At 61.1% G+C, this 25,575-nt stretch carries 26 protein-coding genes; 12 read left to right on the forward strand and 14 right to left on the reverse strand.

What is annotated here, in order from left to right; translation table 11 throughout:
* Positions 1–237: 237 nt before the first annotated feature.
* Together NTD89_RS10435 and NTD89_RS10440 are read left to right on the forward strand one after the other, a co-directional pair.
* Positions 238–723 carry a glutathione peroxidase gene (locus NTD89_RS10435; RefSeq protein WP_145165106.1) on the forward strand — a complete coding sequence of 162 codons (486 nt, stop codon included), beginning with the start codon at positions 238–240 and terminating at the stop codon, positions 721–723.
* A complete protein-coding gene (locus NTD89_RS10440; protein WP_145165104.1) occupies positions 720–1,211 on the forward strand; it encodes a MarR family winged helix-turn-helix transcriptional regulator in 492 nt (163 codons plus the stop codon). The genes NTD89_RS10435 and NTD89_RS10440 overlap by 4 nt, the downstream gene beginning before the upstream one ends.
* Here the strand turns inward: NTD89_RS10440 and NTD89_RS10445 are convergent.
* Positions 1,165–3,474, reverse strand: coding sequence for a response regulator (locus NTD89_RS10445; RefSeq protein WP_145165102.1), 2,310 nt, complete (start codon positions 3,472–3,474; stop codon positions 1,165–1,167). The genes NTD89_RS10440 and NTD89_RS10445 overlap by 47 nt on opposite strands.
* 172 nt (positions 3,475–3,646) lie before the next feature.
* Here NTD89_RS10445 and NTD89_RS10450 point away from each other — a divergent pair, with 172 nt between their 5' ends.
* Both NTD89_RS10450 and NTD89_RS10455 read left to right on the forward strand, forming a co-directional pair.
* Complete coding sequence (locus NTD89_RS10450; protein WP_145165100.1) at positions 3,647–4,537, forward strand: ATP-binding protein; 891 nt, start codon at positions 3,647–3,649, stop codon at positions 4,535–4,537.
* Complete coding sequence (locus NTD89_RS10455) at positions 4,534–5,016, forward strand: GAF domain-containing protein (protein WP_145165098.1); 483 nt, start codon at positions 4,534–4,536, stop codon at positions 5,014–5,016. The genes NTD89_RS10450 and NTD89_RS10455 overlap by 4 nt, the downstream gene beginning before the upstream one ends.
* Positions 5,017–5,053: 37 nt before the next feature.
* Here the strand turns inward: NTD89_RS10455 and NTD89_RS10460 are convergent, their stop codons facing one another.
* The 8 genes from NTD89_RS10460 to NTD89_RS10495 all read right to left on the reverse strand — a co-directional run bounded on the left by NTD89_RS10460 (position 5,054) and on the right by NTD89_RS10495 (position 13,844).
* The gene (locus NTD89_RS10460) at positions 5,054–8,692 is read right to left on the reverse strand and encodes a transporter substrate-binding domain-containing protein (RefSeq protein ID WP_262207462.1); all 3,639 of its coding nucleotides are present in this window, start codon (positions 8,690–8,692) and stop codon (positions 5,054–5,056) included.
* An 8-nt stretch (positions 8,693–8,700) separates the two neighbouring features.
* Positions 8,701–9,324 carry a response regulator transcription factor gene (locus tag NTD89_RS10465; protein ID WP_106576804.1) on the reverse strand — a complete coding sequence of 208 codons (624 nt, stop codon included), beginning with the start codon at positions 9,322–9,324 and terminating at the stop codon, positions 8,701–8,703.
* A gap of 255 nt (positions 9,325–9,579) precedes the next feature.
* Positions 9,580–9,975, reverse strand: a complete 396-nt coding sequence (locus tag NTD89_RS10470; RefSeq protein ID WP_145165094.1) for a response regulator — start codon at positions 9,973–9,975, stop codon at positions 9,580–9,582.
* A 172-nt stretch (positions 9,976–10,147) separates the two neighbouring features.
* Entirely contained in the window at positions 10,148–11,479 is a 1,332-nt protein-coding gene (locus NTD89_RS10475; protein WP_106576802.1) for a deoxyguanosinetriphosphate triphosphohydrolase, read from the reverse strand.
* Positions 11,480–11,550: 71 nt separating this feature from the next.
* The gene (locus NTD89_RS10480; RefSeq protein ID WP_145165092.1) at positions 11,551–12,714 is read right to left on the reverse strand and encodes an EAL domain-containing protein; all 1,164 of its coding nucleotides are present in this window, start codon (positions 12,712–12,714) and stop codon (positions 11,551–11,553) included.
* 92 nt (positions 12,715–12,806) lie between these two features.
* The gene (locus NTD89_RS10485) at positions 12,807–13,142 is read right to left on the reverse strand and encodes a hypothetical protein (RefSeq protein WP_145165090.1); all 336 of its coding nucleotides are present in this window, start codon (positions 13,140–13,142) and stop codon (positions 12,807–12,809) included.
* Positions 13,139–13,525, reverse strand: coding sequence for a phage holin family protein (locus NTD89_RS10490; RefSeq protein ID WP_064451560.1), 387 nt, complete (start codon positions 13,523–13,525; stop codon positions 13,139–13,141). Before NTD89_RS10490 ends, NTD89_RS10485 begins: the two co-directional genes overlap by 4 nt.
* 4 nt (positions 13,526–13,529) lie before the next feature.
* A complete protein-coding gene (locus NTD89_RS10495; protein ID WP_106576799.1) occupies positions 13,530–13,844 on the reverse strand; it encodes a YqjD family protein in 315 nt (104 codons plus the stop codon).
* Positions 13,845–14,205: 361 nt separating this feature from the next.
* On the opposite strand from NTD89_RS10495, the gene NTD89_RS10500 reads away from it, so the two are divergent.
* On the forward strand, positions 14,206–15,414 hold the full coding sequence (locus NTD89_RS10500; RefSeq protein ID WP_242193771.1) for an ammonium transporter: 1,209 nt from the start codon (positions 14,206–14,208) through the stop codon (positions 15,412–15,414).
* Here the strand turns inward: NTD89_RS10500 and NTD89_RS10505 are convergent.
* Positions 15,401–17,119 carry a cation:proton antiporter gene (locus NTD89_RS10505; protein ID WP_262207469.1) on the reverse strand — a complete coding sequence of 573 codons (1,719 nt, stop codon included), beginning with the start codon at positions 17,117–17,119 and terminating at the stop codon, positions 15,401–15,403. The two genes, NTD89_RS10500 and NTD89_RS10505, sit on opposite strands and share 14 nt — an antisense overlap.
* Positions 17,120–17,463: 344 nt before the next feature.
* Here NTD89_RS10505 and NTD89_RS10510 point away from each other — a divergent pair, with 344 nt between their 5' ends.
* The 3 genes from NTD89_RS10510 (at position 17,464) to NTD89_RS10520 (ending at position 19,073) form a co-directional block, all read left to right on the forward strand.
* Positions 17,464–17,700, forward strand: coding sequence for a glutaredoxin family protein (locus NTD89_RS10510; protein WP_145165084.1), 237 nt, complete (start codon positions 17,464–17,466; stop codon positions 17,698–17,700).
* 74 nt (positions 17,701–17,774) lie between these two features.
* Positions 17,775–18,110 carry a hypothetical protein gene (locus NTD89_RS10515; protein WP_017529348.1) on the forward strand — a complete coding sequence of 112 codons (336 nt, stop codon included), beginning with the start codon at positions 17,775–17,777 and terminating at the stop codon, positions 18,108–18,110.
* 72 nt (positions 18,111–18,182) lie between these two features.
* On the forward strand, positions 18,183–19,073 hold the full coding sequence (locus tag NTD89_RS10520; protein ID WP_262207472.1) for a pseudouridine synthase: 891 nt from the start codon (positions 18,183–18,185) through the stop codon (positions 19,071–19,073).
* Positions 19,074–19,129: 56 nt separating this feature from the next.
* On the opposite strand, the gene NTD89_RS10525 is transcribed toward NTD89_RS10520, so the two are convergent.
* Together NTD89_RS10525 and mobA are read right to left on the reverse strand one after the other, a co-directional pair.
* Complete coding sequence (locus NTD89_RS10525; RefSeq protein WP_065901933.1) at positions 19,130–19,351, reverse strand: YgdI/YgdR family lipoprotein; 222 nt, start codon at positions 19,349–19,351, stop codon at positions 19,130–19,132.
* Between the two features lie 79 nt (positions 19,352–19,430).
* Complete coding sequence (gene mobA / locus NTD89_RS10530) at positions 19,431–20,033, reverse strand: molybdenum cofactor guanylyltransferase MobA (protein ID WP_262207475.1); 603 nt, start codon at positions 20,031–20,033, stop codon at positions 19,431–19,433.
* A 76-nt stretch (positions 20,034–20,109) separates the two neighbouring features.
* On the opposite strand from mobA, the gene moaB reads away from it, so the two are divergent.
* Together moaB and glp are read left to right on the forward strand one after the other, a co-directional pair.
* Positions 20,110–20,649, forward strand: a complete 540-nt coding sequence (moaB, locus tag NTD89_RS10535; RefSeq protein WP_262207478.1) for a molybdenum cofactor biosynthesis protein B — start codon at positions 20,110–20,112, stop codon at positions 20,647–20,649.
* Positions 20,650–20,671: 22 nt separating this feature from the next.
* Positions 20,672–21,859 (forward strand): gephyrin-like molybdotransferase Glp, encoded by a 1,188-nt coding sequence (gene glp, locus NTD89_RS10540; protein WP_262207488.1) that lies wholly within the window; start codon positions 20,672–20,674, stop codon positions 21,857–21,859.
* Between the two features lie 238 nt (positions 21,860–22,097).
* Here the strand turns inward: glp and NTD89_RS10545 are convergent, their stop codons facing one another.
* Positions 22,098–22,427: an EscU/YscU/HrcU family type III secretion system export apparatus switch protein gene (locus tag NTD89_RS10545; RefSeq protein WP_242193754.1), complete on the reverse strand. Its 330-nt coding sequence runs from the start codon at positions 22,425–22,427 to the stop codon at positions 22,098–22,100.
* Positions 22,424–24,001, reverse strand: a complete 1,578-nt coding sequence (locus NTD89_RS10550) for a flagellar hook-length control protein FliK (protein ID WP_262207480.1) — start codon at positions 23,999–24,001, stop codon at positions 22,424–22,426. Before NTD89_RS10550 ends, NTD89_RS10545 begins: the two co-directional genes overlap by 4 nt.
* 200 nt (positions 24,002–24,201) lie before the next feature.
* Between NTD89_RS10550 and ccmA the strand changes: the two genes are divergently transcribed.
* Entirely contained in the window at positions 24,202–24,837 is a 636-nt protein-coding gene (gene ccmA, locus NTD89_RS10555) for a cytochrome c biogenesis heme-transporting ATPase CcmA (RefSeq protein WP_262207482.1), read from the forward strand.
* The gene (gene ccmB / locus NTD89_RS10560) at positions 24,834–25,502 is read left to right on the forward strand and encodes a heme exporter protein CcmB (RefSeq protein ID WP_003189951.1); all 669 of its coding nucleotides are present in this window, start codon (positions 24,834–24,836) and stop codon (positions 25,500–25,502) included. The genes ccmA and ccmB overlap by 4 nt, the downstream gene beginning before the upstream one ends.
* The last annotated feature ends 73 nt before the right edge of the window (positions 25,503–25,575 follow it).

Here is a 25,575-nt window from a genome sequence, read left to right on the forward strand (position 1 = left end):
CCCCCCCCCCCCCCCCCCCCCCCCCCCCCCCCCCCCCCCCCCCCCGCGGCCCCCCCCCCCCCCCCCCCCCCCCCCCCCCCCCCCCCCCCCCCCCCCCCCCCCCCCCCACTTTTGTATCGGACGTGAATGAAGGGATTGATGTGAGCAAATAGGGCCTCATCAATGCGGTCAATTAAATTGCACACAATTGAATTGCCTACTATCGTTTCAGGTCTTTCCCCTGTTTGAGGCACTGCCATGAGCACCAACCTGCTGAGCATCCCGTGCACCACCATCAAAGGTGAGCAAAAGACCTTGGCCGACTTCGCCGGCAAGGCCATTTTGGTGGTCAACACCGCCAGCAAATGTGGCTTCACCCCGCAGTACAAGGGGCTTGAACAACTTTGGCAGCAGTACAAGAACCAGGGCCTGGTGGTGCTGGGGTTCCCCTGCAATCAATTCGGCAAGCAGGAGCCCGGCAACGAAGGCGCGATTTCCGAGTTCTGCGAGTTGAATTTCGGTGTCAGTTTCCCACTGTTCAAGAAGATCGACGTCAACGGCAGCGAGGCCCATCCGCTGTTCGTGCAGCTTAAAAAACAAGCGCCGGGCTTGCTGGGTTCCAAGGGCATCAAGTGGAACTTCACCAAGTTCCTGATCGGTCGTGACGGTCAGGTGGTCAAGCGTTTTGCCCCGACCACCAAGCCTCAGGACCTGACCCAAGAGATTGAAGCCCTGCTCAAATGATCGATGTATCCGGCGTGTCCCTGGCACTGGACGACCAGCTGTGTTTCAAGCTCTACGCTGCATCACGGGCGGTGACGCGTGCTTATAAGCCAATGCTTGACCAGCTGGGCCTGACCTACCCGCAGTACGTGGTCATGCTGGTGCTGTGGGAGTGGCACGAGGCAACGGCGCCGCAGCCGACCGTCAAGGCCTTGGGCGAGCGGCTGATGCTCGATTCGGGCACATTGACGCCGCTGCTCAAGCGTCTTGAGCAACTCGATCTGGTGAGCCGCCAACGCAGCGCACGGGATGAGCGGGAAGTGCACCTGGGTCTGACTCAGGCCGGTGTGCAGTTACGCCACCAGACTCACCGCCTGAAAACCCGCTTGCTGTGTGACAGCGGCATCGACCTGAACCAGGCCGATGCCTTGCGCGAAGGCCTGGACCAGTTGCTGGCGCAGATCAAAGGGTTGTCGTCTGCGGCACCCACAGGTCCAGCAGAGCCTTGAGTTCTTCGCGGCGGAACGGTTTGGCCAGGTAGTCATCCATGCCCGCGGCCCGGCAACGCTCGCGCTCCTCCGAGAGGGCGTTGGCCGTCAAGGCGACAATGGGCAAGTCGGGCCAGCGCCCGCTGCGGCGAATCTGCCGGCTGGCTTCGTAGCCATCCATTACCGGCATGTTGCAGTCCATCAGCACCATGTCAAAGCGCTGCTCTTCAAGGAACTTGAGCGCTTCGCCACCGTGTGCGGCCACCACCACTTCGCAGCCGAGCTTGCTGAGCATGCCCTTGGCCACCAGTTGATTGACCGGATTGTCCTCCACCAACAGGATGCGCGCCCGGTGCGTAAACGGCGCGGCTTCCATCTGGATCGGGTCGAGGATCAATGGCGCGTCGCTGCGCAAATTGCGTTGCAGGATCTGATACAGCGCGTTGCGGCTCAAAGGGCGCGCCTGTTGCTGCAGCGGCGCCAGGGCTGCCACTTCCTCACTGGGCATAAAGTTGCCGTAGGCGGTGACCAGCAGAATGGGCGCCTTGATGGCTGGGCGCAGGCGGAACAGGCACTCCGGGCAATCGGTGATCAACAGGTCGGGATTTTGCCCGCTCAGGTCGTCGTCTTGAGAATAAACGCGCGGCGCCAGCCCCCAGTGAGGCAACAGGGTGGTGAGCAATTCCGTCAGGCCGCTGCCGGCGTTGGTGATGGCAATGACTTCGCCTGCCAGTGGCGCGTAACGCGTCGCGGGCAAATGCGTGGGCAGTGGCAGGTCGGCGCAGAACTGGCTGCCAAACCCGACTTCCGAGCTGATGCTCAGCCGGCCCTTCATCGCTTCACACAGATTGTGCGTCAACGCGAGCCCCAGCCCCGTGCCACCAAACTGGCGGGTGATGCCTGCGCCGGCCTGGGTGAACGGCTGGAATATTTTTACCTGCGCGTCCTGAGCGATGCCGATACCGGTATCACACACTTCAATCTTCACCCGGCCCTCGCTGGCGCTCAAGCGCACGTCGACTCGGCCAAAGCGCGTGAACTTCAAGGCGTTGGAGAGTAAGTTGCTGACGATTTGCCGCACGCGTGTCGGGTCGCCAATCACTTGGGCGGGAAACAGCGGGTCGATTAAACAGGTCAGTTCAACGCTCGGTGCTGCGTTCTGCGACAGCAGGTTGGCGGTGTCTTCCACCAGCGAGCTGAGATCGAACGGGATACGCTCCAGCTCCAGCTGGCCGGCATCAAACTTGGACAGGTCGAGGATATCGTTGAGCAATTCCACCAGCACTTTGCCGGAGTCATGGGCAATCGACAGTTGCTGGCGCTGCTCGGCATTCAACGGGCTGTCCAGCGAGAGGGCGATCATGCCCAGCAGGCCATTGAGCGGCGTGCGAATCTCGTGGCTCATGTTGGCCAGGAACGCCGCCCGTGCCTGGGCCATGCCCAGCGCCGTCATCTTCGCAGCCTCCAACTCATCATTGGACTGGCTCAGGCGTTGGTTGCTGGCCTTGAGCTCCAGCGTGCGTGCGGAGACGATATCTTCCAGTTGGCCCAGGTACTCGGTGAGTCGGTCCTCGGCGTGGCGGCGCTGCTGGATTTCGGTCTCCATGTTTTCGAACTGCTGGTTGGCGACACTGACCAGCACGCCGATTTCGTCGTTTTCGTGCCCTGGCGGGCAATCCAGATGCGCCTGCTTGCTGGTGCTCAGCGCGCGGATGATGCGCACCAGCGGCTGGGTCAGCATCACGTAAAACAGGCCCAACAGGATGCCGGTCAGCAGCAGGCTGCGGGCAAAGCCGTTAAGCAGTGTGATCTCGGCGCGGTGCAGGAAACGGCTGCCGAAGGCGTAAGTGTCGACGTCCAGGCGCAGAACGCCCAAAGAGTCATTAGGCATGTGGCTGAGGAACAACCGATCCTCAAACTGGCGGTTGGCGCCAAACAGAAAATCGCTGATGGGCCGGTACGTGCTTTCCTTGCGCGGGCGATCAACGTCGGCCAGGACCACACCATTGTTGTCGACCAATTGCGCACGGGTGATGGCCGGGGAGTGCAGCAGGCCCAGCGTCAGTTCCTGGGCGAGTTCGGCGTCGATGTTGTAGGCGATACGGGAGGCGGGGTTATGGCTGATTTCGATCAGCGAGCGGATTTCACGGTTGATGGATGCGTCTTCGCTGGCATAATCAATGCCGATTTGGATCAGACTGAGCAAGGTTCCCAAGACGAAACCGACCAGCACAGTCAATCGAGCTTGTTTATAAGACAAGCGGTGGGCGAACTTGATATCCATCGGGTGTTGAACCACTTCACGTTTCCCTTCGCCCGGCAAGCATAGCTGAACATCCACCGGCTTTGGCTTGCTCGGCATAATCATTGATTTTTTTACAGGTGCAGCCCTGTCGCGGTCTGCCGCAGGGTTGCCAATACGCCATCTTTTGCAAGAACTTGCCAGAGGAATAGTCGTGGATAATCGATTGAATGCCTTTCTTGAGCGTGCCGACGCGGTACTTGCACGCCTGGAACCGTTGTTGCCGGCGCCCCGCCAAGCCATCGACTGGGACCAGTGCCTCGCCGCCCGCTGGCAGCGCGAAGGCCGCAGTGGCTTTTTGCTGCCCCTGGAAGTCAGCCTGGACATGCGCCTCAGCGACCTGATCGGTGTGGACAAGCAACGCGAACAACTGGCCCGCAACACCCAACAATTTCTCGATGGCCTGCCCGCCAACCACGCGCTGCTGTGGGGTTCGCGCGGCACGGGCAAATCGTCCATGGTGCGCGCCTTGCTCGCCCAGCACGCCAAGGCCGGCTTGCGGTTGATTGAAATCGAGCGCGATCACCTGGCCGACTTGCCGCGCGTGGTCGAGCAACTGCTCAAGCTGCCGCAGCGGTTCATCCTGTTCTGTGACGACTTGTCGTTCGAGGCCGGCGAGGGCGACTACCGCGTGCTCAAGAGTGTGCTGGACGGCTCGCTGGAGCAGGCGCCAGAAAACGTGCTGTTGTATGCCACGTCTAACCGCCGTCACCTGGTGCCGGAAAACCAGAGCGACAATGACAACTGGAAGCGCGTGGACGGTGAGCTGCACCCCAGCGAGGCCGTCGAAGATAAAATCGCCTTGTCCGACCGGTTTGGCCTGTGGTTGTCGTTCTACCCGTTCTCTCAGGAACATTTCCTGAACGTGGTCGAGCACTGGATTGGCGAACTGGCCAGCAAGGCCGGTTTGCAATGGCAGCGCGATGAAGCGCTGGATATTTTGGCCGTACGTTGGGCCACCGGGCGCGGCAACCGCAATGGCCGGTGCGCGTATCAATTCGCCCGTTACTGGGTGGGTCTCAAGTTGTTGGAGCGTCAACCATGATCGATTTGCAACAGGCCGGCACGGGCCTGGATGGCTATGCAATGCTGTGTGCGCAACTGGAATCGCTGCTGGCCGATGAACGCGACTTCATCGCCAACAGCGCGCAGTTCTCCGCGTTTCTGTTCAACCAGCTGGATGACCTTAACTGGGCCGGCTTCTACCTCAACCGTGACGAAGAGCTGGTGCTTGGCCCGTTCCAGGGCCAGATTGCCTGCGTGCGCATTCCGTTCGGTCGTGGCGTGTGCGGCGCGGCGGCGGCATCGCGGCAAACCCAGCGGGTGGAGGACGTTCACGCGTTCCCTGGGCATATCGCCTGTGACAGCGCTTCGAACAGCGAACTGGTGGTGCCGCTGATCAAGGACGGTCAACTGATTGGCGTCCTTGATCTGGACAGCCCGTCGCTGGCGCGCTTTACCGCGCAGGACCAGGCGGGCATCGAACAGCTGGCAGCGATTTTCCTGCGTCTGACCGACTGCTGACCGGTGGCGGCAGGGGGAGTGCAAACACTCGCCCTGCCTATTGCAAGACGTCCAGTTCATTAAGGCGCATCTGCAGCATCCTCTCCAATTCAAGCATGCATTTTTCCAGGCTCTTGATGCCGGTTTCGATCTTCGGCCGATCCTCACCCTGGGCGCAGGCGTGCTCCAGCGCTTCACATTCGCCGGCCAGCGCAGCGGCCTGCACGATGCGCGCAGCTCCCTTGATCTTGTGGGCCTGGTCAATGATGGCCTGGGGCGATGCCCGTTGCGTCAACATGGCGGTCAGTTCCTGACGGTCATGACGGCTGCTGTTAAGCAATTCCTCAAGCAGGCGGCGACTCAGCTGTGGGTCGCCGCCAGTCAGCGCCTCCAGGCTGCTGAGGTCGAGCCTCACACCGCCGGGTGGCTGGCCGATCTGCGCCAGTTGCCGCTCCAGCACCGTCAGGCTGATTGGCTTGAACAGGCAGTCGTTCATGCCCGCTTGCGCGCAACGCAGTTTCTCTTCCGGCTGGGCATTGGCGGTGAAGCCCAGCACGACGCAGGCCGGCAGCTGTTCGCGCTGTTCATACTCACGGATCGAGCGGGTCAATTCGTAGCCGTTCATGATCGGCATGTTGCAGTCGGCGATGACCAGGTCGAAGCGTTCCTGACGCCATGCCTTGAAGCCGGCGGCACCGTGCTGGGCGGCGGTGAACTGATGGCCCAGATAACCCAGTTGCTGACACATCAGCAGGCGGTTCGCGGGATGGTCATCCACCACCAGTACGTTGAGCACCGGCGCAAGCGCCGGGGGCGCGGGTTTGAGTTCGCCCACGGGCTGGACCGGCTGCAGGCGGGGCATTTTCAAGTTGACATGCACTTGGGTGCCCACCATCGGCACACTGCTCAGGCTCAGTTGCCCGCCCATCATTGCGCACAGGCTTCGGCAGATCACCAGCCCCAGGCCGGCACCGCTCCTGGCCAGGTGCCCGGAGTTGTCGGCCTGGGCAAACGGCTCGAACAGGCGCAGCTGGTCGTCGCGACTGATACCAATGCCGGTGTCCTCGACCACCAGTTTCATCTCGACCTGCTGCGGTTGATCGGTGGGTTGCACGTCCACTTTGATGTGCACCCGCCCGCGCTCGGTGAACTTGATCGCATTACTCACCAGGTTGGACAGCACCTGTTTGAAGCGTAACGGGTCGATCAGCACCTCGGTGTCATCCAGCTCGGGCTTGAACTCCAGCAGCAGGCTGAGGGTTTTCTGCCGTGCCAGGCCGTCGAACACGCGCACCACCGACTCGATGACTTCGCGCAGGTTCACACGCTCCGGCGCCAGGCTCAAACGGCCGGACTCGATGCGCGCGATGTCCAGGATATCGCCGATCAATTCCAGCAGGTCTTTGGCCGAGTTGTAGGCCACTTCAATGGCCGGGCGGTCGAGATGGCCCTGGTCAGCCCGCTTGAGGGTCAACTCCAGCATGCCAATCACGGCGTTCATCGGCGTACGGATTTCATGACTCATGGTGGCGAGGAAAGTACTTTTGGCCCGGTTCGCTTCATCGGCGCGTTCCTTGGCGGCGCGCAACTCGTCGAACAGCTGGCGCCGCTCACTGATGTCGATCCAGCCCCCGATGATGCCCTGGACTTCACCAACGGAGTCACGGTAGGGAAGAATCCAGTGATAGATCGTCAGTTTTTTTCCATGCAGGTGCAGGGTGCGGTCGAGAATCAGCGTGTTGCCCTGCGCCACGACTTGCTGGTAGTCCGCGTGGTATTGCGCCGCCTCCGATTCCCGGGCCATGTCCATCTGGATCACACTCTTGCCGATCACGTCTTCACGCTTGACGCCGAAGACCTGCAGGTAACTGTCATTACAGGTTTGCAACAGGCCGTTTCGATCACGCACATAGATCGGGTGCGGGGTTTCGTTGACCAATGCGCGCATGAACTCGAACTGATCGTTGAGGGCGCGCTCGGCCATTTTTCGATGCTTGATCTGGCGGCGCATGTGGGCGTTCCAGGTCAGTGAAATCAGCAGCAACAGCCCGGTGCCGACGATGATTTGCGCGATCAACTGGTGGTAGTTGCGCCAGTAACTGTCGGAGGCGGCGGTGTAGCCGCGCCAGCGACTGTTGATCACGCCCATTTCGTCCGGAGCAATGCTCAGCAGGGCCTTGTCCAGGATTGAGCTCAGTTCGACGGCGCGGCGTGGCGTCGCCAGGGCGAACGTGGCGGGAAGGGTGCCGATACTGGTGCTGATCTGCAGTTTGTCCTGGAAAACCTGCGAGGACAGGAAGTAGTTGGCGATCACCAGCGAGTTGACGGCACCTTCCACATTGCCTTGGGCCAGCATTTCGGATGCTTTGAAAGTGTCGCCGACCTCCACCAGGCGAATCTGCGGGAAGTCCTGCGTGAGGATTTTTTCCAGTGGGTTGCCCACGGTGATAGCCAGGCGCTTGCCTGCCATCTGCTCCAGGTTCGAGGGCGCGCCGGGCTCTTTGCGGGTCAGCAGGACGTAGGAGTTTTCCAGGTAAGGGCGACTGAAACTCAGCGAAGCCTCCCGTTCAACGCTGGGGACAATGGCCCCGATGATATCGGCTTTCCCGGTGGTGACCTGTTCGATCATCGCGTTGACTTCGCGACTGCGCAGGATCTTGAAACGTAACCCGGTGCGCAGGCGTATCAGTTCCAGCAAGTCTGCGGTGATGCCGCGAAAATTGCCTTCGGCGTCGAAAAACGTCAGCGGCGCGAAGGTCTCATTGACGACGACTGTTACCACCGGATGGTCTTTGAGCCAACGCTCTTCGCGCTGGGTCAGTTGCAGCTTCTTGTCGGTCAGCAAGATATCGCTGCCGGCGCTCCAGCGCTTGGCGATGCTGTCGCGCTCATTGATGGGGATGGCGGCCAGCACCGAATCGACGATGCTCAGCAAAGTGCGCTGTTCCTGGCGCAGCGCAAAGCTGAAGCCATAGGCTTCATGCTTGCCGAAGTTGGCCATGCGGATGTTTTTCAGGTAGCCCTTGTTGATCATGTAATGGGTGGAAATGGTATCGCCCAAAAACACGTCGGCCTGGTCGAACGCCACCGCATTCAAGGCGTTTTGGTACGAGGGATAGGCGCGGATGTTGGCCTTTGGGTACAGCTTCTGCACTTCATTCAACGGCAGGTAGTGGTAGACCAGGCTCAAGCGCAGTCCGGCCAGCCCATTGCCCAGATTGTAGTTTTCCCCCTCACGGGTCACGAGTACGGGTTGGTCCACCGCGTATGGCTGCGACAGGATGAGATTCGGGTTGGCGGCTTCAAAGCCGTTGGAGGAGCCCAACAGGTCGATTTCGCCTGTTTCAAGCGCGTGGATCGATGCTTCTCGGGTGGGGTAGCGCACCACCTTCACGGGCAATGCCAGGGCTTGGGCCAACAGCCCTGCGTAATCGGCGGTCAGGCCCTCGTAGTCGCGGCCGCTGGAGGTCAGGTCGAAGGGCGGGTAGTCCGGTGCCGAAGTGCCGAGCACCAGCTCGCGTTTGTTCTGTAACCACTGGCGCTGGGCCTTGTCCAGTTGAACATCCAGTTGTACCGCACTTGCACGGCTCAACAGCGTGAAGTGTTCCGGGCCGGGAGCGGGGTCCGCAGGCACCGTCGTGCTGAAACACACACCGGCGATTAATATAATCAAATAGTCCTTTATACGGCTGGGCATCCGCTTTCTCACACTAGCGCGTTTCGTTTTGCCATCTCGATAAGTTCTACCAAGGACTTGGCTTTAAGTTTTTGCATCAGCCTTTTTTTGTAAGTGCTTACTGTTTTGTTACTTAGAAACATCCCTTTGGCGATTTCCTTATTGGTGCGACCTTGTGCGAAAAGTTGTAATACCATCAGTTCCCGGTCGTTCACTGTTTTAAACAGTTCAAGTTCCAGCGTGTCTGTGCCGTCTGCATTACCATTGAGGGCCTGGCTGGGAAAATAGTTATAACCCGACAGCACGGCGCGGATGGCACTCAGCAGTTCGCTGAGGTCGCCTTCCTTGCACACATAGCCATCCGCGCCCGAGCGCATGCAGCGGGTGGCAAACAGCGTCGGGCTCTGAGCGGTCAGAATCAGGGTTTTCATCGATGTGTTCATGGCGTTGAACCGGCACAGCACTTCGAGGCCGTCAAGTTTGGGAATGCTGATATCCAGAATGATCAAGTCCGGCAGGCATTCGCGAACCATTTGTATCGCATCACAACCGTTGTCCGTTTCACCGACGACTTTATAACCCTCATGTTCCAGCAACATGCGGATCGCCAGCCTGATAACGGGGTGGTCATCAATGATAAAAACCGTGTTCATAATCACATTCCATGCAAGTGCAAATAAAGCGGGCACATTAGCTCAGAAGAAGAGGGAGGAGCATGAACCATGGTGGGAACAGGTATAAAACAGGAGAATTCCTACATGAAAAAAGGTAGTTACCTACCAGTTGTTAAGGCTTTGTGACGCTGGATGTAAGCAAGTTTTAAATCGGTGCGGTCATTGGCAGTGCCAGCGATTCAGCGATTGGCCCAGGTATATTTTCGTAGGTGGACGGAGTTTAAAGTCCTACATTTACAATCGGATCAGGGGCGCAATCAACTTTGCAAGTTCGTCTTTATTCAGCGGTTTGGATAAATAACCAAGCAGCGGCAAACCACGCTGCAGGGCTTGGGTGGTCAGGTTGAAGAGTTCCGAGGAAGGCAGCCCGCTCAGCAGGATGGCGCCGGTTATAAAGTGTTGGCGACTGGCAATTTCCACCAGCTCCAGGCCGAGTAAATCAGGCAGGCATTGGTCGCACAGCATCAGGTCAAACGGCCTTTTGGATTCAGACATCGCGCGGATCGCCTGTTCGGCATTTTCTGCCAGCGTCAGGTGGTCGAAACCGAAGGTGTTAAGCAGGCACTGAGTGGCCAGAAGCTGAAAGGGGTGATCCTCCACCAATAGGATTCGAAGAGGGTGTCTGGGCATAGGGGCACACGGGTCAGTCAAGCGTCGATGGGGTGGCGCGTAGGAATTGCTCGCCAGGTCCGCCAGAAGCGGGCGTGATTATTCCTTGAATGAGTGTACGAATTCGATCAGGCAGCTCTGTTCCCGTCGTAGGCAGATTCTGTTCGGGGAACAGGCGGCGTGATCGCAAGCGTCATTGTGGGCTTGAACGCCCGGTCATCTCCCGCGCCATCTCGGTGGCGTAGCTGTCGGTCATGCCGGCGATAAAGTCGATCATGCGCATGAATGAGGCGTGCAACGGCCACGCCGGGTCCGGTGCGCTGTTGCCGAGCAGGTCGAGGATGCGCCGGTTCTTGAACGACGGCGTGCGCCCGCCATGTTGCTCCAGCGCGGCACCGCAAAACGCATTCAAGAGGATTTCCAGGGTGGTGTAGGCGCCGATTTCATGCAGGGTCTTGCGCTTGTCCTGGAAGATTTTCTTGCGGGCCATGTCCTTGGCGTCCAGCACGCAACGCTTGGCGGGGCCATGCATGTGCTCCACCAGATCGCCCGGCAGTGTGCCGGCAAGCAACGCATCCTGCTGTTCCACGAAAGCCCGGGCGGCGGCATTGGTCAGGTGCTCGATGGCCTTGCCGCGCAAAATCGCCAGCTTGCGCCGGCGCGAGTCTTGCGCGCCCAGTTGCCGGTAAGTCTGGGGCAGGTCGTCACCCACCAGGTCGAGCAACAGCGACTCGACCTCGGCGTATTCCAGCAACTCCATTTCCAGGCCGTCTTCGAGGTCGATCAAGGCGTAGCAGATATCGTCTGCCGCCTCCATCAGGTAGACCAGCGGGTGACGGGCCCAGCGTTGTTCTTCCAGTTGCGGCAGGCCAAGCCTGTGGGCGATCTGCTCAAGGATCGGCAGCTCGCTCTGGTAACAGCCGAACTTATGCTTCTTGTAGCCCAGCGAATCGGCGTGGCGGGCGGTCCAGGGGTATTTCAGGTAGGTGCCCAGGGTGGCATAGGTCAGGCGAGTGCCGCCGTCGAACTGGTGGTACTCAAGCTGGGTCAGCACCCGAAAACCCTGGGCGTTGCCTTCGAAATTGAGGAAATCATTGCGCTCGGCGCTGCTCATGTCGTCCAGCCAGCCGCGCCCGGCCGCCTGTTGGAACCAGTGGCGGATGGCATCTTCGCCGGAATGCCCAAACGGCGGGTTGCCGATGTCATGGGCCAGGCAAGCCGATTGCACGACCATGCCCAAATCGCTGGGGTCGCACCAGTCGGGCAGGGCGCTGCGCAGGGTCTCGCCCACGCGCATGCCGAGCGAACGGCCGACGCAACTGACTTCCAGTGAGTGGGTCAGGCGCGTATGAATATGATCGTTGCTGGACACCGGGTGCACTTGGGTCTTGCGGCCCAGGCGGCGGAAGGCGCCGGAGAAAATGATACGGTCATGGTCTTTGTGAAACGGGCTGCGGCCGAGTTCTTCCGGGCTGTGCAGAGGCTTTCCAAGACGTTCGCGGGTAAGCAGGGTGGGCCAATCCAAGGCGGGTACTCTCCGTGCGGTGAATGACCCTCCCAGCTTCCCGGTTCAGCTGCACCGGGGCAAGCGAAAATCTACAAGCCGACCGCGTCTATATCGATTAACAGCAAACGCTGACCGTTATCGAAGAATTGTCCGGCGGTCAGGCAATACTGATTGGTGGTGGCGTCGCGGTAAGTCGAAGAGAGGGTCAGACGCCGCTCCTCCCAGCCTTCGGCCAGCAGGTGATAGAAGTAGGGGCGCCACGACCAGTTGTGCCCCAGGTAGCGGCTGTCGGCCTGCCAGGCGTCCTGGCGCCATTCGAAGTTGGGCGTCAGTTGGGTGCCATGCCGGTCGCATTGATAAAAGCGCAGCAGCCAGGGGAAATCCGGCAATTGAGGTAACTGGTCCAGCGGCGCCTGGCCCTGCGCCCAGTTCTGCAGGATCTTCATCAGTTCGGCCAGTTGCAGGCGCAACTGCATGATGCGGCCGCGTTCAGCCAGTTTCTGCTGCACGTAAACCGTACGCAGGCGGGCAAACTGCGGCACGAAGGCATCGGTGGCAAACCAGTCGAGTTGCGCCTGGGCAAACAGGTAACCCTGCACATACCGCGCGCCGCATTCCAGGGCGAAGCTCAGCTGCGCCTCGGTTTCCACGCCCTCGGCGATGATCCAGCAGCCAGTCTTCTCGGCCATTTGCGCCAGCGCACGCACGATCTCACTGCTCGGTCCGCCCTTGGCGGCTTCCTGGAACAGGCGCATGTCCAGCTTGAGGATATCCGGCTGCAGCGCGAGTACGCGGTCAAGCTGGGAGTAGCCGGCACCGAAGTCATCGATGGCAATGCGTGCACCGGCCTCACGATAGCGCGCCACCACCTCGGCCAGACGCTGGATGTCTCCGCCCAGTTCAGTGATCTCGAACACAATGCGCTGCGGATCGACGCCATGCGCATGCACCTGCTTCAGGCTGGGCAAGGCTTGGCCGGGGCGCAGACGGTTGATCCAGCGGGGCGAGATGTTCAGGCTCAAAAACCAGTCTGCAGGCGCTTCATGCAGGCGGCTCAAGGCATTGTCGCGGATCTGCCGGTCGAGGCAGCGCAAGGCCACGCCCGGTGTGCGCGGGTCGGCAAACAGCGGGCCGACTGACAGCAAGCGCCCATCAGCCTGGCGCAGACGGCCGAGTGCCTCGACGCCGGCGATGCGCCCGGTGGCAGTGTCGATAAATGGCTGGAAGCAGGCGAGCGGTTGCCCGTCGATCACGGGGCCTCCTTAAGAGAGCTGGCGAAAAAAGGCCCGGCCCTCAGTAACGAGAGCCGGGCCAATTCTGTTTGCAAGAATGCAGCCAGTCGCGCTTAACCCTTGCGCCCTGCCATGGCCAATTTGATCAACGGGATCAAACCGGCGCCCAGCCGCACCAGGCGCGTCACGCTGCTGATACTGCCGCCCTTGGCGCCCTTGCCGGTAAAAAAGCCCATCAGCGTCACCGCGGCCACGCCCCACAGCGGCGCGTGCTTGATGCCCAGGCTGTCCTGCCAGTTATGGCGCAGGTCACGCACTTTGTTCAGCGGGACCATCAATTGATGGGATTCATGGCGGATTTCCTGACGGTGCATTTCCATGCGCAGGCGGATCAACGCCTTGCGCATTTCCCGACGGGAGGTGTTTTGCGGGATTTCAGTCATGCTCATGGCAGCAGGCGCTCCCGATCATTGGCCAGCTCTTCGAGGGTGGCGTGGAAGGGCGTGGATTCATCGAATATCGCCGCTTTCAAGCGCACTCCGCAAAACGCTGCGGCCAGGCTGTAGAACACGCAGAGGCTGATAATTCCGGTAAGACGGTAGGTGTCCCAGACCAGAATCATCACCAGCGCCGATAACCCCACCAGTAACAGCAGGGCAAATACCAGCGCCAGGCCTGCAAACAGCAGCAAGCTGACCGTGCGGGATTTCTGCTCCTGCAACTCGATGCCAAACAATTCGACGTGGCTGTGCAGCAAGCCCAGAACGGCCGCGCCCAGGCGTCGGGAAGTGGAGCTTGAGCTCGTGGACGAGCCGGATTCGCCGATAGACATGGTATTAGCGCCTTGTAGCCAGCAGACCGATCAGAAAGCCAACGCCGGCGGCAATGCCGACTGACTGCCAAGGGTTGGCTTGCACGTAATCTTCGGTGGCGGTGACAGCCGCCTGGCCGCGTTCGCGCAGGGAATCTTCGGTCAGTTGCAGGGTTTCACGGGCCTTGAGCAGGCTGTCGTGGATCTTGGTGCGCAGCTCGTCGGCTTGGTCGCCGGCCAATACCGCGGTGTCGTCCAGCAACCTTTCAGTGTCACTGACCAGGGTTTGAAAATCCGCCATCAGTATTTCTTGAGCAGTCTTTGCAGTTCTTCGGGCCATGGTTATCTCCGTGATTGGCTGATCTGTGCGTCTGGTGCGTTACGTTTGTTTTCGAGTCACCGCTAACGGTGAAGGTTCACTGCAATTGTCTGGTACAGCTTTTGCTTTGCCTTGGTGCGCCTGCCCCAGGGTATGCGCTGAATCCGGGCGACCCGAGGCTAATGCCTTGAAAAACCTTACCCTAAATAAATAAAACCCGCGGAAAAACCCTGTCGGCAACGGCCTTTTGTGTTGATCGCTGCGCTAAAGCGGTTCACACCTTCTGCACAGAGGTGGGGCTGGTGGCGCCAATTTAGTGCGCGACACCCTGGCTTGAACCGCTTTGGTGCTTTTTGCCTTTAATGCAGGCCTGCCAACCTCCATGGAAAATTTGCAAAGTGCAGTGGACACACTTGTTCACAGCTCCAACACCCTGTTCATCCTGATCGGTGCGGTCATGGTTTTGGCCATGCACGCCGGCTTCGCGTTCCTGGAAGTCGGCACCGTGCGCCAGAAAAACCAGGTGAATGCCTTGTCGAAGATCCTCAGCGACTTCGCCATCTCGACCCTGGCCTATTTCTTTATAGGCTATTGGATCTCCTACGGCGTGAGCTTCATGCAACCGGCGGCCGTGATCAGCGCGGATCATGGCTACGGCCTGGTGAAGTTTTTCTTCCTGCTGACGTTTGCAGCGGCGATTCCGGCGATTATTTCCGGGGGCATTGCCGAGCGCGCCAAGTTCGCTCCGCAGCTGTGTGCCACCGCGCTGATCGTGGCGTTTATCTACCCGTTTTTCGAAGGCATGGTGTGGAACGGCAACTTCGGCCTGCAAGCCTGGCTGCTCGCAACCTTTGGTGCCAGCTTCCATGATTTCGCCGGTTCCGTGGTGGTGCATGCCATGGGCGGCTGGCTGGCGCTGGCGGCGGTGCTGCTGCTGGGACCGCGCAACGGTCGATACCGGGAAGGGCGCTTGGTGGCCTTTGCGCCGTCGAGCATTCCGTTCCTGGCGCTGGGCTCGTGGATCCTGATTGTCGGCTGGTTCGGCTTCAACGTGATGAGCGCACAGACCCTCAATGGCGTCAGCGGCCTGGTCGCCGTGAACTCGTTGATGGCCATGGTCGGCGGCACCGTTGCCGCGTTGGTGATCGGCCGCAATGACCCAGGCTTCCTGCATAACGGCCCGTTGGCCGGGCTGGTGGCGATCTGCGCCGGTTCCGACCTGATGCACCCGGTGGGCGCGCTGGTCACGGGTGCGGTGGCAGGTGGTTTGTTTGTGTGGTTCTTCATCGCGGCGCAGGATCGCTGGAAGATCGACGACGTACTGGGTGTATGGCCGCTGCACGGCTTGTGCGGCGTATGGGGCGGCATTGCGTGCGGCATCTTTGGCCAGACGGCCCTTGGCGGCCTGGGCGGCGTGAGCCTGATCAGCCAGTTGATCGGCACGGCATTGGGCGTGGCGGTGGCGCTGGTCGGCGGGCTGTTGGTGTACGGCGTGATCAAGCGTGTACACGGGCTACGCCTGAGCCAGGAGCAGGAGTACTACGGCGCAGACCTGTCGATCCACAAGATTGGAGCGGTCAGTCAGGATTGAGCGGTTTTTCGGTCTGCGCATCAAAGCCGTGCAATAGGCGATAACGGTTCTGGCGCACCTCATCCACCCGCGCCTGCACCTGGTGGTCCGGCAGGCCCAGCAGGATCAAGGCGTGGGAGGCGAGCATCAGGCTCGATTCCAGTAGCTCGGGCACCACTTCGCTGGCGCCCGCCGCTTTCAACTCGGCCAGTTGGCTGTCATCGCGTGTGCGCACCAGCACGGGGACGTGCGGGTTGATCCTTCTGGCCTCTTTCAGGACCGTGAGGGCCACATCGCTGTTGTCCACGGCAATCACCACCAGCCGCGCGCGCTCCAGGCCGACCGCACTGAGCAGCGCCCCACGGCGGCAGTCGCCGTAATGCACGCTGCTGTCTTCGGTGGCGGCCTGCGTCACGCGCTCGGGGTCGTCATCCAGGGCGATGAATGCCTGATGTTCCCGACGCAGAAAGCGCCCGATGGATTGCCCGACGCGGCCATACCCGCAAATCACCGCGTGGCCACGTAAATCGGCATTGAGCGCGGTGATTTCCTCCAGTTGCACCTGTTGGTTGGGCTTGCGGTGCAGGCGCAGGGCGATGCCCGGTGCGGCGCGCAGCAACAGCGGGGTCAGCAGCATCGAGCAGAAGGTGGCGGCCAGCAGCAAACCGTTGAACTCGTCCGGGATCAGCCGGCTCTGTTGCATCTGCGCCATCAACGCGAAGCAGAATTCGCCGCCTTGCGCCAGGGCAAGGCCGCTGCGCCACGCGGTTTCACTGTCGCTGCCGCGCAGCTTGACCAGGGCTGCCACCACACAGCCCTTGATCAGCATCAGCGCGAGGGTCAGGCCGAGGATCAGCACGCTGTGGCTGACAAACAGTTGCAGGTCGATAAGCATGCCGATGCTGACGAAAAACAGCCCGAGCAGAATGTCGCGAAATGGCCGTATGTCCGCCTCAATCTGATGCCGGTAATGGCTTTCGCCCAACAGCATGCCCGCCAGAAAAGCCCCGAGGGCAGGGGAGAGGCCGAGCAAATGCGTGAGCCAGGCGGTGAGCAAGACGATCACCAGCGCCAACAGCACAAACAGCTCAGCCGAATGGGACGCGGCAACTTCGTGGAACAGGCGGGGCAGCAACCAGCGACTGGCAAACAGCAGGCCGACGAACAACAGCACGGTTTTGCCCAGCGTCAGCGGCAGCGCCCAATACCAGGCGTGTTCGCTGCTGCCGGCAAACACCGGCACCAACGTGAGCAGCATTACCGCCACCACATCCTGGAACAGCAACACGCCAATCGCATTCTGGCCGTGACTGCTGAAGATTTCCCCAAGGCTGCTCAGCTCCTTGCTGACAATCGCGGTGGAGGACAATGCCAGCCCCGCGCCGAGCAACAGCGCGACGCTTGGCGACAGACCGAAGCCCATCAACAGGCCTCCCAGCAAGGCTGCGCACCCCAGCACCTGCAAACTGCCCAAGCCAAACACCACACTGCGCAGGGCGAGCATCTTGGTCAGGGAAAACTCCAATCCCAAAGAAAACAGCAGGAACACCACCCCCAGTTCGGCAAGGTCGGGCAGCTCTTCGCTGTCATTCACCCAGTCCAGAGCGGTGGGCCCCACCGCCAGGCCGACGCACAGGTAACCCAGCACGGGCGGCAATTGCAGGCGGCGAAACAGCGCTATCACCACCAGGGATGAGGCCAGAATGATCAGCAAATTGGCAAACACGGGCAGCTTCCTTGCAGGTTGAGCGGACAAAAAGGCGCGAGAATCGCTGAATCAGTTATAGGTCATGGTGATCTGGGTCAGGCTTTCAATGCCAAGCAGGCAAGTTGTAGCAAGCGGGCCTGCTGTGGCAAGCGTGCCTGTCGTGGCGAGCGGGCTTGCTGTGGCGAGCGGGCTTGCCCCGCGTTGGGGCGCGAAGCGCCCCTGAAACCTCCCACCCACGTCCATCCCGAACAAACACACCCGCTTCCTGAGCCCTTTCGCCAATCAACCCGGATCACCCCGCTCGCCACCGGTATTTGGCAGGCTTAGAATGGTTGCCTGTTTCCTGATCAGGCCCCTTCGCCATGCTTCCTGAATGCCAGTTATTCGGCACCCTGGGTTGCCATCTTTGTGAGATCGCCGAAGTCGAAATCATGCCGCTCGTCGAACACGGGTTGCTGGTGGAACTGGTGGACATCACCGACCCCGATGACCTGACCGACGCCTACAGCCTGCGGATTCCGGTGCTTCGCCGGGTGGATACCGGGGCAGAGCTTGACTGGCCATTCGACACCGGACAGGTTGTTGCCTTCCTGTCCTAGGCTTTCTCCGATGGCGAGTTTCCAAATATTACGTTACTGTATGTTTGTACAGCGATTGAATAGAGGGAACGCCCGTGGTGAATGTTGAACAACTGAAAAGCAGCGTCAATCGCATGTCCGCCGACGTCGTGCGCGACGCGGTGAACGAGCTGCGCCTCGATGGCCTGGTCACGGAAGGCAAGACGCCTTTTAACAAAGTGCACTTCAATACCTGCTTTGCTGAAATCGAAGCGTTGTTCCAGCGCGCCGGTTATCACAAGCAGTTGGATGTGGTGGGTTACCAAGGGTTGTTGTACGCGCTTTACGATCCCGGTCGCTGGGAAGCGGTGGACGTACTGCGTTGGCTCAAGGAGTTCACCGAGGCGGCCAGCGCTTCGCCGATCCTGCGTGCGCAATTGGCCAAGGCCTGAGATCCGCCCTAGGCTCCATCGCGCTCCATGCGGGATAATGCCCGCCTGATTTTCCAGGCTTCGAGCATTGTCATGTCATCTTCCGGTTTTTCCGCGTCGCAACACCAAGCCAGCACGTTGTATTTGCCACCTGGCAATTGGGCGACGGTGCTGGAGTGTCTGTGCGAGCATTTCCCTGCGATTGGCCGCGAGCACTGGCTGGACCGCATCGCCCGTGGCCGCGTACTCGACATCAACGGCACGCCGATCAGAATGGATTTGGCCTACAAGCAAGGCCTGTGTATTTACTACTTCCGTGAAGTGCCGAATGAGAAGGTCATTCCGGTTGAGGAAACCATCCTGTATGCCGACGAGCACCTGGTGGTCGCCGACAAACCGCATTTTCTCCCGGTGACCCCGGCGGGTGAGTACGTTGAACAGACGCTGTTGCGCCGCTTGATCCGGCGCCTGGATAACCCTGCTCTGGTGCCCTTGCACCGCATCGACCGGCACACCGCAGGGCTGGTGCTGTTCTCGGCCAACCCGCACAGCCGTTCAGCTTATCAACAGCTGTTTCCAACACGGCGCATCGACAAATTCTACGAAGCCATCGCTCCAGCGTTGCCTGATTTGACCTTCCCCATGGTTCACAAAAGCCGTCTGGTGGAAGGCGAACCGTTCTTTCGCATGCAGGAAGGCCCCGGCGTCAGCAACACCGAGACGGCGGTGGAAGTCCGTGAGAAAAACGCCGACCTGTGGCGCTACGGCCTGTTCCCCGTAACCGGCAAGAAGCACCAGCTGCGCGTTCACATGACCGCGCTGGGGGCGAGTATCTGCAATGACCCGTTCTACCCCGACGTCATCAAGGACGTCGAGGACGACTACGCCAACCCGCTCAAGCTGCTGGCCCAGGGCGTGCGGTTTATCGACCCGGTCACCGGTGAGCAACGCGATTTCCGCAGCCGGATCACCCTCGACTGGTAAACCCCGGAAACGACAAGGCCCGCGCGAGGCGGGCCTTGTGGGTCCAGCGTTAAGACTTACAGGTCTTTAACGGTGCGAACCTGATCCTTGTTGATGCGGGTCTGCTTGCCGTCAAGTTGTTCGAACTCGTAGAAGCCCGAAGCCTTATCGAATTTAGGGGTGTCGACGGCCTGGATTTCGCGACCGTCATTCAGGGTGATCACTGTAGGCGAGGCGCAACCGGCGAGAGTAGCGAGGCCCAGTGCAAGCATGAGAGCGGCGATGGTCCGTTGAGTCATGAGTGTGTCTCCGAGAGAATGCTTTTAAATTGCTGACCTTGTGACGCGCTGCGCGTCGACAAAGTTCCTTGTGCGAGGTTCATTCTGACACGCCGAAGGCTGCGTGCAACAGTTCAGGTGTATTCAGGTTGGCCAGGCGCGGGTCATTCGCCGGGCACTCCAGGCCCACGCCGCCCAGTTGCAGCAGAATCTTGCGCGGGCTGCGTTCACCGGCGTTCCAGGCCCGTTCTACCTCGGTTTGCAGGTGGGTCGGGATGATGCAGATCAAGGGTTCCCAGAATTCGCCCTGACGCACCATCACCGGCACCAGCGGTGTGCGGCGTGCAGTTTCACGCAGATCGGCGAGCAGCGCCGCGTCGATGTTTGGCACGTCGCAGGGCAGGATCAGCAGCTGTGCGTGGCGCGCGGCGGCCAGCCCGGCGCGAATGCCTGCCAGCGGGCCGGGAAAGTCCGGGCTGTCGTCGCTCACCAACTGGTCGGCGTAGGGCGCATACAGGTCATGGTTGCGATTGCACGAGATGATCAGGTCATCCGTCAGCGCCCGGGTCAGGCGCTGCAGGTGGGCAATCAAAGGCTGGCCATGCCAGGGCAGCAGGCCCTTGTCCTGACCACCCATGCGCTGGCCGCGGCCACCGGCCAGCAGCAGAATCGAACAGGGCAGGGGCGAAGAATCGAGAGACATGGCGGTTCCGCTGCGGCAGGTAAATAGGGCCCTGTGATATAACATCGGGCTGTTCCTTCGACAACCGGACCGAGCCATGAACGCCAAGGCTGATGCGCCCTTCGTACCCCTGAATATTGCTGTACTGACTGTCAGCGACACCCGCACCCTGGACACCGACACTTCAGGCCAGGTCTTCGTCGACCGCCTGACCGCCGCCGGCCACAACCTGGCCGAGCGCGCGCTGCTCAAGGACGACCTCTACAAAATCCGCGCGAAAGTCGCCCACTGGATCGCCGAAGACGTGGTGCAAGTGGTGCTGATCACCGGCGGCACCGGCTTCACCGGCCGCGACAGCACGCCCGAAGCGGTGAGCTGCCTGTTGGATAAACAGGTCGATGGCTTTGGCGAACTGTTCCGCCAGATCTCCGTGGCCGATATCGGCACCTCCACTGTACAATCGCGCGCCCTGGCCGGCCTGGCCAATGGCACGCTGGTGTGCTGCTTGCCGGGTTCGACCAACGCGGTGCGTACCGGCTGGGACGGCATCCTCGCCGAGCAACTGGACAACCGTCATCGCCCGTGCAACTTCGTTCCTCACTTGAAGCAGGCCGAACCCTGCGAATCCCGTGGATAAGCCCGGCAAAACCGGCGCCCTGATGCCAGTGGAAGACGCACTGCGCCAACTGCTGGACATGGCCGAAGCCGCGCCTATCCGTGAGCCGCACGTGGTGCCGCTGGCCGACTGCGATGGCCGCGTGCTCGCGCACGACCTGATCTCTACCCTCGACTTGCCGCCCTGGCCCAACAGCGCCATGGACGGTTACGCCCTGCGCCAGGCGGACTGGACCGGCGAGCCCTTGCCCGTCAGCCAGCGCATCTTCGCCGGCCAGGCGCCGCAGCCGTTGGCCGCTGGCACCTGTGCGCGCATCTTTACCGGTGCGCCAGTGCCCGAAGGCGCCGATTGTGTAGAAATGCAGGAAAATGCCGTGGTCCACGCCGATGAGCGCGTGAGTTTCAGCGAACCCTTGCAGGTGGGCCAGAACATCCGCCCGCAAGGCCAGGAAACCACCGTCGGCGAGTTGGTGTTGAGCGCCGGCACCCGCCTGGGCCCGATCGAGCTGGGCCTGGCCGCCTCCCTGGGGCACGACCGCTTGAGCGTGGTGCGCCGCGTGCGCGTGGCCGTGTTGTCCACTGGCGACGAGTTGATCGAGCCCGGTTTGCCGCTCGGCCCGGGGCAGATCTACAACAGCAACCGACGTGTGCTGTGCAGTTGGCTGGCGCGCATGGGCTGCGAGGTGATCGACGCCGGGATTCTGCCGGATGACCTGGAAAAAACCCGCAAACGCCTGGCGGACCTGGGCAGTGTCGACCTGATTCTGTCGACCGGCGGAGTGTCGGTGGGCGAGGCTGACTTTCTCGGCATCGCCCTGCGCGAAGAGGGCGAGTTGGCCCTGTGGAAGCTGGCGATCAAACCAGGCAAACCGCTGACCTTCGGGCATTTTCGTGGTGTGCCGGTGATCGGCCTGCCCGGCAACCCGGCGTCGACCCTGGTGACCTTTGCGCTGCTGGCGCGGCCTTATCTGCTGCGCCGCCAAGGCGTTCAAGAGGTGGAGCCGTTGCGTTTCGAAGTGCCGGTGGGTTTCACCTGGCCCAAGCCGGGCAATCGCCGCGAATACCTGCGCGGGAGGATCGAGCAGGGCAGGGCGATCATCTACCGTAACCAAAGCTCCGGCGTGCTGCGCAGCGCCGCGTGGGCAGAAGGGTTTGTGGAAGTGCTGGAAGGCACGACGCTGGCTATCGGCGACAACGTCAATTTCATTCCGCTGAGCGAAGTGCTGAACTGACGATAGCGATCTAAATGTGGGAGGGTTCCCTGTGGTGAGCGGGCTTGCCCCGCGTTGTGGCGCGAAGCGGCCCTGATACAGGCGCCACGGTTTTTCAGAAAGATGTAATCGGTGAGGTTTTGGGGCTGCTGCGCAGCCCAACGCGGGGCAAGCCCGCTCGCCACGACAAGCCCGCTCGCCACGACAAGCCCGCTCGCCACAACATGTCCGCTTACCGCAAGGGGCATGAGGTCTGCGTCTAGTAATCATCCCCGCGCTCAGTCACGTCCCTTTCCACCGGCTCGGCGTTCGGGTCGTACCCCGCCGGAAACTTGCCCTTCAGCGTCCACGCAAAGGCAATGATCTCCGCCACCGTGCGGTACAACTCTTCCGGAATGCTGTCGCCCAGTTCCATGCGCGCCAGCAGCTTGACCAGCTCAGCGTTCTCATAGATCGGCACTTCATTTTCCCGCGCCAGCTTCAAAATGGCTTCGGCCAGGGCATCGTCGCCCTTGGCCGTCAGGGTCGGCGCTTGCTGGCCGTCGTACTTGAGGGCAATCGCCTGGCGTGGTGGGGCTGGATTTTTCATGCGGTTTCATCCACCCAGCGTTGTTCCAGGCCGGTTCTTGGGCCGCGCGGTGGGGTGCCGAGGTGGCAATCCAGGTCGCCGACGTTGAGGCCCGAGGTCACCAGGCGCTCGCGCAAACGGCCCAAATGGCTTTCGATCAAACTGGCGGTAAAGGGCCGGGTTGCCCACAGCTGGCTGGACAGTTTGCCCTGGGTCAGTTGCGCCTGAACCTGCAATGGCCCCAGCGGCTCCATGTCGAACGCCAACTCGACGCGCCAGAGCATCTGCTTGGGGTCTTTCTTGTCTTTGCGTTCGGGCTGATCCTTGTCCGGCGTCGGTTCCTCGCGCTGGAACTTGACCTGCAACGGCACGATGTCCTGCAAGGTGCGCATGGGAATTTCCAGTTGCCAGGTGGTTTGCAAGCGGCCATCGGCGGTGGTGCCGGTTTGCTCCAGGCTCGACAGCTGATGACTCTGCAAGCGCGAAATCGCACCGGCGGCCAGGCGCAGCAGGTTTTCCAGGTCACTTTCGCCTTCCAGGCGCTGCATCAGCCGATCCGGCAGCGGAAACCCGGCGGGTGCCTGACGCGCGCCGATCTGGCCGAGCGTATTCAGCGGGTTACGCACAAAATTGGGCAATACCTGGGCCAGGGTATTGGCGGCGAGGATGGCGTTGAGATTGGTGGCACTGGGCAGCGCCGGCAGTAAGTCGGCGACCAGGCGCAGCAACGCGCCTTTCATGTCCAGCGGCGGGATTTGCGGGTTTTGCCCGGCGAGCAACTTGGCTTCAAGAAACGCGCCGCTGTTCTGTACCAGCTGTGCCAACACCTTGGGGTTGCTCACTTGTGCCAGGTCGGGCAACGCCGCCAGCAGCCGCGCCGCCGCGGCGCGCAGGTCGGTGGACGTACTGTCGTCGGTGGGCAGGTTTTGCAGGGCGGTGAAAACCACGTCCAGCGAGCCTTGGCGACTTTGCTGAGTAGCAAGCTGTTGGGCCACGGCCAATTGATCCTTGAGCCCGCTCAACGGCACGAAGTTCAAGGTCTGCGCATTTTGCACCACGGCGCTGAGCAAGCTGCCCACCCGCAGTGGCTGCGGGCTTTCCAGCGTCAGCGTGGTGCCGGCGAGGGCGTTGTTGAGCACCGTCACCAGCGAGCGGTAGATCGCCGGTTGCGTGGTGCCTTGCGGCAACATCTGAGTGGTCAGCACCTTGGCTTGCAACAGCGTGCCCACCGGCATTTGCGTAGTGTCGATACGGGTGAGGGCAGCCACGTTGGCGCTCAAGGCCTGCTGCAACGAGAGCGTCAGGTTGCCGGCTGGCGTCTGGCTCACCGCTACATTGCTGCCCAACGGCAGAGGCTGGGCGCTGCTGGCTTGCACCAGGGTCTGGCGGCCGCCTTCAAGGGTCAATTTGAGCAGCAGCTGAAACGCATCGCCGCCTTGTTTAAGCGCGATCACCTCGGCGTTGGCGGTTTTCCCAGGGTCGATCAGTCCGGCCTGCGGCTCCAGCAGTTTGAGCAACTCGCCGGTCGGCGGCAGCGGGGCAGGTCCGGGCGCCGGGGCAGGAGGCAGCGTAGGAAGGTTGATCTCACCGGTCATCGTGCGCATCGTCTCTGGGGAAATTGCCCTCTTTAGAGTAGGGCATCACATGTATAATGCCGCCCGTCTGCAAAGAGAGCGGTAAAAACCTCACAACTATTTGATCCAGCTCTCTAAAATCGGTCGCCAAAGCCGTTATTGTGCATCTCTCTATAACGGCCGCTGCACCGCCGACTTGAACCGTAAAGGCCCGCGATCTCTTGACCAGCCCTCTTCTTGAAGCCGTAGCGCTCGCCTGTGAACGCGACCTGCGGATGCTGTTCGAACACCTCGAACTGCGTCTGACGGGCGGCGACATGGTGCAAATCAGCGGCCCCAACGGCAGCGGCAAGACCAGTTTGCTGCGCCTGCTGGCCGGTTTGATGCAGCCGACGGCAGGGGGGGTGCGGCTCAACGGCCAGCCGCTCAACGAACAACGCAGCGAACTGGCTCGCAACCTGATCTGGATCGGCCACGCCGCCGGCATCAAGGACGTGCTCACGCCGGAAGAGAACCTCAGCTGGCTCAGCGCCCTGCATCACCCGGCCTCCCGTGATGCCATTTGGCAAGCCCTGGCGGCCGTCGGCCTCAAAGGCTTTGAAGATGTTCCCTGCCATACCCTGTCCGCCGGCCAGCAGCGCCGCGTCGCCCTGGCGCGTTTGTACCTGCCGGGCCCGCCGCTGTGGATTCTCGACGAACCGTTCACCGCCCTCGACAAACAAGGCGTCGCCCAGCTCGAAGAACACCTGGCCCGGCACTGCGAGCAGGGCGGTTCAGTGGTGCTTACCACTCACCACACGCTGACGCGCATGCCCGCCGGTTACCGTGAGCTGGATTTGGGCCGGTGGTCGGTATGAGTGTGTTCGCGCTGCTGGTCGCCCGTGAAGCACGGCTGTTGTGCCGTCGCCCGGCTGAATTGGCCAATCCGCTGGTGTTCTTTGCCATCGTCATCGCCTTGTTCCCGTTGGCGGTCGGTCCCGAGACTAAACTGTTGCAAACCTTGTCCCCAGGATTAGTGTGGGTGGCGGCGCTTTTATCGGTGCTGCTCTCGCTGGACGGGCTGTTTCGCAGCGATTTCGAAGACGGTTCCCTCGAACAGTGGGTCCTTTCGTCGCACCCGCTGCCACTTCTGGTTCTGGCCAAGGTACTGGCACACTGGGCTTTTTCCGGCTTGGCGCTAGTCTTGCTCTCACCGTTGCTGGCGATGATGCTGGGCTTGCCCGTCGAATGCCTGCCGGTATTGTTGCTGTCCTTGTTGCTCGGTACGCCGGTGCTCAGCCTGTTGGGGGCGGTGGGCGCAGCGTTGACCGTCGGTTTGAAGCGGGGCGGCCTGTTGCTGGCCCTGCTGATTCTGCCTTTGTATATCCCGGTGTTGATCCTGGGCAGCGGCGCCTTGCAGGCCGCGCTCATGGGCATGCCGGCGACCGGTTACCTCCTGTGGCTTGGCAGCCTGACCGCCCTGGCGGTAACCCTGACACCCTTTGCTATAGCGGCTGGCCTGAAGATCAGCGTCGGCGAATAATGAGGTCTGGTTAAGCGTTATTAACCAGTAAAGACCCTGAGTTTCTCGCCAAGACGAGAAACCACCGTGATGG

Origin of the sequence: Pseudomonas sp. 14P_5.3_Bac1, from assembly GCF_025466135.1 — a bacterium.
Taxonomy (GTDB): Bacteria; Pseudomonadota; Gammaproteobacteria; order Pseudomonadales; family Pseudomonadaceae; genus Aquipseudomonas.